Origin of the sequence: Longimicrobium sp., from assembly GCF_036387355.1 — a bacterium.
Classification (GTDB): Bacteria; Gemmatimonadota; Gemmatimonadetes; order Longimicrobiales; family Longimicrobiaceae; genus Longimicrobium.
This window is the reverse complement of sequence record NZ_DASVTX010000364.1, coordinates 1-8,155: the sequence shown is the minus strand read 5'-3', so window position 1 is coordinate 8,155 and position 8,155 is coordinate 1. Positions and strand designations below refer to the sequence as shown.

General features: G+C 72.1%; 9 protein-coding genes. 7 read left to right on the top strand and 2 right to left on the bottom strand.

Features of this window, described 5'->3' with window-relative positions:
* The 6 genes from VF665_RS15855 to VF665_RS15830 form a co-directional block, all read left to right on the top strand.
* On the top strand, window positions 1-244 hold a 244-nt coding region (locus tag VF665_RS15855), incomplete at its 5' end, for a hypothetical protein (RefSeq protein ID WP_331054414.1).
* Between the two features lie 78 nt (window positions 245-322).
* Window positions 323-904: a GNAT family protein gene (locus VF665_RS15850; protein WP_331054413.1), complete on the top strand. Its 582-nt coding sequence runs from the start codon at window positions 323-325 to the stop codon at window positions 902-904.
* A 100-nt stretch (window positions 905-1,004) separates the two neighbouring features.
* Window positions 1,005-1,460, top strand: coding sequence for a PaaI family thioesterase (locus VF665_RS15845; protein WP_331054412.1), 456 nt, complete (start codon window positions 1,005-1,007; stop codon window positions 1,458-1,460).
* Window positions 1,461-1,693: 233 nt separating this feature from the next.
* Window positions 1,694-2,521 (top strand): hypothetical protein, encoded by an 828-nt coding sequence (locus VF665_RS15840; protein WP_331054411.1) that lies wholly within the window; start codon window positions 1,694-1,696, stop codon window positions 2,519-2,521.
* Between the two features lie 943 nt (window positions 2,522-3,464).
* Window positions 3,465-3,989, top strand: coding sequence for a DinB family protein (locus tag VF665_RS15835; protein WP_331054410.1), 525 nt, complete (start codon window positions 3,465-3,467; stop codon window positions 3,987-3,989).
* Complete coding sequence (locus tag VF665_RS15830; protein ID WP_331054409.1) at window positions 3,956-5,929, top strand: CocE/NonD family hydrolase; 1,974 nt, start codon at window positions 3,956-3,958, stop codon at window positions 5,927-5,929. The genes VF665_RS15835 and VF665_RS15830 overlap by 34 nt, the downstream gene beginning before the upstream one ends.
* Window positions 5,930-5,979: 50 nt before the next feature.
* Here the strand turns inward: VF665_RS15830 and VF665_RS15825 are convergent, their stop codons facing one another.
* Window positions 5,980-6,480: a DinB family protein gene (locus VF665_RS15825; RefSeq protein WP_331054408.1), complete on the bottom strand. Its 501-nt coding sequence runs from the start codon at window positions 6,478-6,480 to the stop codon at window positions 5,980-5,982.
* A gap of 108 nt (window positions 6,481-6,588) precedes the next feature.
* Between VF665_RS15825 and VF665_RS15820 the strand changes: the two genes are divergently transcribed.
* Window positions 6,589-7,791: a citrate synthase family protein gene (locus tag VF665_RS15820; protein WP_331054407.1), complete on the top strand. Its 1,203-nt coding sequence runs from the start codon at window positions 6,589-6,591 to the stop codon at window positions 7,789-7,791.
* 54 nt (window positions 7,792-7,845) lie between these two features.
* Here VF665_RS15820 and VF665_RS15815 read toward each other — a convergent pair.
* A partial coding sequence (locus tag VF665_RS15815; RefSeq protein ID WP_331054406.1) for a helix-turn-helix domain-containing protein occupies window positions 7,846-8,155 on the bottom strand: 310 nt, incomplete at its 5' end.

Here is an 8,155-nt window from a genome sequence, read left to right as displayed (position 1 = left end):
GCCCCCCGCCGCGCCATCGTGGTTTCCCGGATCGTGGTCGCCGCCGGCCGCGGGTGGGTGCGTGCGGATGGCGAAATCTCCCCGAACGATGGCGGATCCGACGCTGGCGGCGGTCGTGGCCCGGCGCGAACGTCATCGCGGCCGCCGCGGCGAGCCGATGCTCGTGCCAGGCAGCGGCGCTGGGGTGATGGGCGGCGGATGGGGCCGCGTCAAAGGGCGGCGGCAATACCGGATGTTTCATTGATTGCGAAATCAAGATTGACTCCGGCCGCGGCCCGGCGCATCGTGACCGGCGTCCCGGCTACCCGCGCCCGTGTTCGCGATGAACGTCGAAGAGGTGGAACTGCGAGGCTCCCGCATCGTCCTGGAGCCACTGCGCCAAAGGCACCTTCCGGGGCTCGCGGACGCCATCCGCGACGGCGCGCTCTGGGAGATTCCGGTGACGCTGGTGCCGCATCCGCGCGACCTTCCGGCGTTTCTGGCCGACGCGGAGGCGCAGCACGGGGCGGGGAAGGAGCTCGCCTTCGCCACCGTGGACCTCGCCTCGGGCGCGGTGATCGGCAGCACGCGGTTCCGCAACATCGAGGCGGCGCACGCGCGCGTGGAGATCGGGTTCACGTTCATCGCCCGGAGCTGGCAGCGGACGTACGCGAACACCGAGGCCAAGTACCTCATGCTCAGGCATGCGTTCGAGCACTGGCGCGTCAACCGCGTGGAGTTCATGACGGACGCGCTGAACGCAAAGTCCCGCGCCGCCATTGCGCGCATCGGCGCGCGCGAGGAGGGCGTTCTGCGCGCGCACATGATCATGCGCGGCGGGCGCGTGCGGGATTCGGCGGTGTTCAGCATCGTGGCCGCGGAATGGCCGCGGGTGAAGCAACGCCTGGAGACAATGCTGGCCTGACGCGTCTCCGGCACGCCAGGCCGGGCCCTTCGCGAGATTCCCCATCCGCGTCGCACATCCCGCCGTGATCGCGGACGGCGCGGGCACCCTGGAGAGTCCCATGAACCTGCTGGATGAGCACGGCGCGCACCTGTCCGGGATTGAACATCTGCGGGCGATGATGGCGGCGGACTGGCAGGGCGGAATGGCCCGTACGCTCGGCATCCGGCTGGTGGAGGTGAACGAAGGGCGCATCGTCACAGAGGCCACGCCCGGCACGGAACATTACAACCCCGCCGGCATCGTGCACGGCGGATTTGCCGCCGCCCTGCTGGATACGAGCTGCGGATACGCCGTGCTTTCCCGCATGCAGCCCGGGCAGAACTTCATGACGCTCGAACTCAAGGTCGCGTATCATCGGGCGATGACCAGCGACACGGGTCCGGTGCGCGCCGAAGCGTGGACGGTGACGTGCGGCCGCCGCGTCGCCTTTGCGGAGGGACGGCTGACGGACGCCGACGGAAGGCTGTACGCGACCGCGACATCCAGCCTGCTCGTGATGTCCGGACCATCGTGACCGGCCGCGTTGGATTGATTCCCGAATCAAGATTGACGGCATTCGCGGAGGCTCGCACCATTGGCGTCGTCCGCAGGCTGATTCACTCCGGCAGGAGCCCGTCCATGCGCACCGCCCGCCTTTTACGCCGCGTATCTCGCGGAATCGTTCTGCTGCTTCCGCTGGTGGCCGCCTGCACGGCCGCGGGCCAGGCCTCGCGGAATCCGCCACCCGAGGCACGGCGGATTGGGGTGATGACCGGGTTCGAGACGCCGGAGTCCGTGCGGTACGATCCGGGCGCGGACATCCTGTTCGTGAGCAACATCGCGGGGAACCCGTCCGGCCGTGACAACAACGGGTTCATCAGCCGCGCGAGCGGCGACGGGCGCATGCTGGCGATGCGCTTCATCCAGGGCGGGCGGGACGGCGTCATGCTGAACGCGCCCAAGGGGATGGCGGTTACGGGCGACACGCTGTGGGTGGCGGACATCGACGCGGTGCGCGCGTTTCACCGGCGAACCGGGGCGCCGCTGGCCAGCATCGCGGTGCCGGGTGCAACGTTCCTGAACGACGTCGCGGTGGGTGCGGACGGCGCGCTGTACGTCACGGATACGGGGATCGTGATCGACGGCGCGGGGCGGATGGCGCACCCGGGGCGCGACCAGATTTTTCGCGTCACGGGCGGTACCGCGACGGCGGTGGCGGGTGGAGACGCGTTCGCCCTGCCGAACGGGATCGCGGCGGATGGGGACGGGTTTCTGCTGGCGCCGAACGGGTCGCGGGCGGTGCAGCGGTGGAGGGCGGGGGAGGGTGCACCGCGCGACGGCGCCTCGGGTCCGGGCGGGTACGACGGGATCGAGGTGGTGGGCGGCGGCCGCGCGCTGGTCACGAGCTGGGCCGATTCCACGGTGTCGCTGGTGGACGGCGGATCGGTCCGGCCCGTGATCCGCGGCCTGAACTCCCCCGCTGACCTGGGCGTGGACCCTCGTCGCGGCTGGGTCGCCGTTCCGCTGTTCCTGGAGAACCGCGTGGAGATCTGGGCGCTTCCGCCCGCTGACGGCGGCCGTCCCGCCCGGCGCTGACGAGCGTACGGAGCGGCACGCTCAGGCGCCGCAACCGGTTGCGAGCGCAGAGCCGGCCTCCGTCGAGGCTGTCCAGCATCTCCGTCCGCCACGCGGTTCGGACCGCGAGCGTCATCCTGAAGGAGGCGCTGCGCGGGCTTTCCGCGTGGTCCCACTCAGGCGCCGACTGAAGGATCCCGCCACGGACCGAAGCGCGTGAGCGACAGGCTGCGTGGCGCGCGGCACAGTGTCGGACGCGGGGAGGAGTCCGGGGCACGCCACGCAGCCTGTGGCGCGCCCGACATCTCAGGCGGGATCCTTCGACTGCGCGCCACGATTCGGAGCGGAGGAGGGTCCGGCGCAGCGCTCCGCTCAGGATGACGCGGAAGCGCCGAGGTGCAAAGCGACGTTCGGCGCGGCGCTACGCCCGATGGCGACAAGTGCATGCGCAGCATGCGGTTGCCGGGCGCGGACCTGTCCATCCTAAAGCAGGCGCCGCGCGGGGTTTCCGCGTGCTTCCGTCTTTCCGACTGAAGGATCGCCACCGGCCTCGCGCGTGAGCGACGGCCTGCGTGGCGCGCGGCGCAGTGTCGGACGCGGGGAGGGGTCCGGGGCACGCCACGCAGCCTGTGGTGCGCCCGACATCTCAGGCGGGATCCTTCGACTGCGCGCCACGATTCGGAGCGGAGGAGGGTCCGGCGCAGCGCTCCGCTCAGGATGACGCGGAAGCGCCGAGGTGCCAAGCGATGTTCGGCGCCGCGCTACGGCCAGGGCGGCAAGTGTATGCGCAGCGTGCGGCTACCGGGCGCGGAGCTGTCATCCCGCGCGCGCATGCGCCGCTCTGTCCACGGTGCCGGATCGTGCGCGACCGAAAGGATCTGCTACTCGTCCGGGCCAGCGTCGCGACGAGCGCTCATCCTTGCGGACCGGCGTTCCCCTCACGCTCTCGAACCCGAATCATCCCATGAACCTCGAGATTCCCAACGCGGTGCAGGTGCTGGAGCGCGGGCCGCAGGCGCTGCGGGCGCTGCTGGCCGGGCTCCCCGCCGAATGGACCGATGCAGACGAAGGCCCGGGAACGTGGAGCCCGCGGCAGGTCGTCGCGCACCTCATCCACGCGGAGGAGCAGACCTGGGTGCCCCGGGTCCGCGTGTTCCTGGACCAGAGCTTGTCCCGCGCGCTCCCCACCTTTGATCAGGCCGCGCCCGTGGAACGCTTCGCCGGCGCTCCGCTGGAGCAGCTGCTGGACGAGTTCATCCGCCTGCGCGGCGAAAGCCTCGCCGCGCTATCCACATGGCGGCTCGGGGACGCGGAGCTCGCGGCGACGGCCATCCACCCCGCTTTCGGCGAGGTCACCCTGCGCCAGTTGCTGGCCGCGTGGGTGGCGCACGACCTGGCGCACCTGGCCCAGGTTTCCCGCGTAATGGCGAAGCAGTACCGCCACGCCGTGGGCCCATGGCACGCCTTTCTGTCCATCATGAACCGCTGATGCGCCCGCGGCCCAACGGAATCCGCCACCTCGCGCTCGCGTTCGCGCTGCTCCTGGGCACCACGGCGGGGCTCGCGGCGCAGGAGGCGGAAAGCGACTCGGCGTACTTCGCGCAGCACTACATCAAGCGCGAAGAGCGCATCGCCGTGCGCGACGGCGTGCGCCTGTTCACCTCGGTGTACGTGCCCCGGGACGCGGCGCCCGGACGCCGCTACCCCATCCTGCTGCAGCGCACGCCGTTCTCCGCCGGGCCGTACGGTGCCGCCGCGTACCCGCGAACACCGGCGCCCTCGCCGTTCATGCTGCGCGACGGGTACATCTTTGTGACGCAGGAGGTGCGCGGCCGGTACCTGTCGGAGGGGACGTTCCAGAACGTCCGCCCGCTGCTGGCGGATTCCGTGCGGACCCGCGATCCGCGCGCCACGGACGAGGCCACCGACGCGTGGGACACCATCGAGTGGCTCGTCCGCAACCTGCCCGCGCAGAACGGGCGCGTGGGGCTGCTGGGCGTGAGCTACGGCGGATACTACGCCGCGGCGGCCGCCCTGTCCGGCCACCCCGCCCTGGCCGCGTCGTCGCTGCAGGCGCCGGTGATGGACTTCTTCTTTGAGGATTTCCATCACAACGGCGCGCTGCTGCAGGGCCACTTCTACGCGTACCCGGTGTTTGGCGTCGCGCGGCCCGCGCCCACCCCGTCGCACTGGTGGCTCCCCGAATTCCAGCGCGTCGCGGCGCAGGGGATGGACGACGACTACGCCTGGCAGCTCGCCCTCGGGCCGCTGCGCACCATCACCACGCGCATCTATCCCCAGAACGTCTGGTGGCGGGAGATGGTGGATCATCCCGACTACGACGCCTTCTGGCGCGCCCGGTCCATTCCGCCGCGCCTGAACCGCGTGCCGCACCCCGTGCTGGTAGTCGGCGGCTGGTTCGACGCGGAAAACCTGTACGGAACGCTGGCGGCGTATCGCGGGCTGCGCGCGCGCGGCCCGGGCGCGCAGGTGTCGCTGGCGATGGGGCCGTGGGCGCACCGGGGGTGGATGGAGCGCGGCGTGGAGCGCACCACGCACGGTGACCTGGAGTTCGGCGCTGGGCTGGAGGCGGCGTACCAGCGCGACGTGGAGGCCGCGTTCTTTCGCGCGCACCTCAAGGGCGGGGACGGGAGTGCGCCCGGCGCGCTGATGTTCGATACGGGGCGCAAGCGGTGGGAGCGCTTCGATGGATGGCCGTCGCCGGACGCGGAGCGGGTGAGCTTCCACCTCGGCGCGGACGGCTCGCTCGCCACCTCGCCGCGGCCGGGCGGCCCCGCGTTCGTGGAGTACGTGAGCGATCCCCATCGCCCGGTGCCCTCCCGGTGCTCCGGCCCGACCATCGAGGACGGCTCCCTGACCGGCTACATGAGCGCGGACCAGCGCTGCTTCACACGCCGCCCCGACGTCATCGTCTTTCAAACCGACACGCTGAACGCGGACCTTACGTTCGGCGGCGAACTGGCGGCGCGGCTGTGGGTGAGCACCACGGGGACGGACGCGGACTTCGTGGTCAAGCTGATCGACGTGTATCCGTCCGCCCATCCAGACGCGCCCGACCCGGCGGCGCGGCTGGACGGGTACCAGCAACTGGTGCGGGGGGAGATCATGCGCGGCCGGTACCGCGAATCGTTCAGCGCGCCGGTGCCGTTCCGGCCGGGCCGCGTGGCCGAGGTCTCGTTCCGCCTGCCGGACGTGTTCCACACCTTTCGCAGGGGACACCGCCTGATGGTGCAGGTGCAGAGCAGCTGGTTTCCCCTCTTCGACCGCAATCCGCAGACGTTCGTGCCCAGCATCTACCAGGCGCGGGAGGCGGATTTCGTCCGGGCGGCGCACCGCGTGTGGACCGGGCCGAGCAGGGCGAGCCGGCTGGAGGCGCAGGTGCTCGCACGGCGGAGCGGAGGGCGGTAGCGGCCCGGCTCGCGCGGAACCGCGTGCCCCGCGCGAGCCGGGATGGAGGGCTACTGGACGGCGGGGTTCAGCAGCCAGTCGTGCTCCCACAGGCCGCCGTGCCCGTGCTGCCGCAGCACCATGGCGATCTGGGCCCAGTGGCGGATTCCGTGGACGAGCGAATGAACGACCACGGTGTGCGCCCGCGACTCGATGCGGCCCAGCTTGCGGGTATCGGAAACGAGGATGGCGTCCAGCGCCTCGGGGGTGGCGTCCGCCAGCCAGCGCGCGCGGATGGAGTTGGCCGTGCGGTGGATGCGCCAGAGCTGGTCCACCGTCTCGTCCGCCAGTGCTTCGTATCCGCTCACCGGTGTGCCCGCCAGGCGCTGCGCGTACCGCAGTTCCACGGCAAAGATGTGCTTGACCAGGGTGCGCACCGTCCCCTCCGCGCCCGCGCCCAGCGGCAGGTCAAGAACATCGGGTGGCGCCGCCGCAAACCACTGGCGCCACCGCTCGGTCTCGTGCTCCACGTACGCCGCGAGCGTGCTGATCTGGACAGCCGGTGCAGTCATGGGGTTCACCTCCGCTGGGGTTCGCGACGCTGCTCTGCCCCAAGTTGTTCCGGGCCGGGATTTGCCGTCAATCTTGATTTCGCAATCAACCTCATGGGGAGGTCCGGCGTGGCGAGACGGGTGTACCTGACGGCGGCGGAGGCGTGCAGGGAGTTGGGCGTGGCGCCCCAGACGCTGTACGCGTACGTGAGCCGCGGCCTGATCCGGTCCGAGCCGGGGAGCGGCGGGCGCCGCGGCCACCGCTACCAGGCAGAGGACGTGCAGCGCCTCACGGAACGCAAGCGGGCCCGGCGCGACCCCGACACCGTGGCGGCCGACGCGCTGCACTGGGGCGCGCCGCTGCTGGAATCGGCGCTCACGTGGATCACGGACGGGCGGCTGTACTACCGCGGGGAGGATGCGGTGCAGCTCGCGAGCGGCAGCACGGTGGAGGAGGTGGCGGCGCTGCTGTGGACGGGGAGCCGAACGGTGCCGGAGGGATGGTTCACCGAGCCGATGGCGGACGTCCATCCGCACGCCGGCCTGGGCCCGCTCGCGGCCATGCAGATCGAGCTCGCGCTGGCGGAGGCGGAGGACCCGTCCGCCTGGGACCTGCGCCCGGAGCGGGCGGCGCGCACCGGCGCCCGGCTGCTGCGGCGCCTGGCGCGGGTGGCCGGCGGGGGCGCGCGCGGGGACGAGTCCGTTTCCGTGCTGCTGCAGCGCGCCTGGGCGCCGGACCGCCCGGAGGCCGAGCCGCTGATCCGCTCCGCGCTGATCCTGCTGGCGGACCACGAGCTGAACGTGGCCTCGTTCACCGCCCGCGTGGTCGCCTCGGCGGGGAGCACGCCGTACGCCGCGGTGTCCGCCGGGATCGGCGCCATGCACGGGGTGCGGCACGCGCGGCACGTGGAGCGGGTGGAGGCGCTGTTCAGCGAGGTGGGCACGCCGGAGCGGGCGCGCCAGGCGCTGGAGGCGCGGCTGCAGCGGGGCGAGCGCATCCCCGGCTTTGGGCACCGGCTGCACCCCTCGGGCGATCCGCGCGCCACGGAACTGCTGCGTGCCCTGCGCGAGACCGATCCACGCAGCCCCGGGCTGGCGCTCGCGGACGCCATCGCCGGTGCGGCGGAACCGCTGCTGGACGACCCGCCCACGTTCGAGATCGGCCTGGTGGCCATCGCCCGGGCCATGGAGCTGCCACCCGGCGCGCCGCTGCTGCTCTTCGTGCTGGGCCGCGCGATGGGGCTGGTGGCGCACGCGGTGGAGCAGTACGGATCCGGCGAGGTGCTGCGCCCGCGCGCCCGCTACACCGGCGTGATGCCCGATGCCGGCTGATCCGCGGAAGCTGCGGGGAATCCGCCCGGCCCGCGCGCGACGTGTGCCGGGCCGCTACGCCCGCAGGTCGCGCGGGCGCACGCCAGCGTTGCGGCGCAGCAGGCGGCGCAGCGTGGTGGGCTCCGCGTACCCCACGCGCCGCGCGATCTGCTCCACCGTGCAGTCCGTGGTCTCCAGCAGCTCCACCGCGCGCTCCACGCGAATGCGCTGAAGAAAGTGCACCGGCGACATCCCCGTCGCCCGCTGCACGCGCCGCGCAAAGGTGCGCGCGGAAAGTCCCGCCGCCGCGGCCAGGGCGGATGCGCTGATGGCCCGGTGCAGGTTCTCGCGCGCCCAGCGTTCCGCGCGCACCACGTCCTCATCC

What these genes read in the sequence shown, in the direction of transcription:
- VF665_RS15825 (WP_331054408.1), bottom strand. Translation starts at nt 6,480, where the DNA reads ATGACTGCACCGGCTGTCCAGATCAGCACGCTCGCGGCGTACGTGGAG.
- VF665_RS15840 (WP_331054411.1), top strand. Translation starts at nt 1,694, where the DNA reads ATGACCGGGTTCGAGACGCCGGAGTCCGTGCGGTACGATCCGGGCGCG.
- VF665_RS15850 (WP_331054413.1), top strand. Translation starts at nt 323, where the DNA reads ATGAACGTCGAAGAGGTGGAACTGCGAGGCTCCCGCATCGTCCTGGAG.
- VF665_RS15835 (WP_331054410.1), top strand. Translation starts at nt 3,465, where the DNA reads ATGAACCTCGAGATTCCCAACGCGGTGCAGGTGCTGGAGCGCGGGCCG.
- VF665_RS15830 (WP_331054409.1), top strand. Translation starts at nt 3,956, where the DNA reads ATGGCACGCCTTTCTGTCCATCATGAACCGCTGATGCGCCCGCGGCCC.
- VF665_RS15845 (WP_331054412.1), top strand. Translation starts at nt 1,005, where the DNA reads ATGAACCTGCTGGATGAGCACGGCGCGCACCTGTCCGGGATTGAACAT.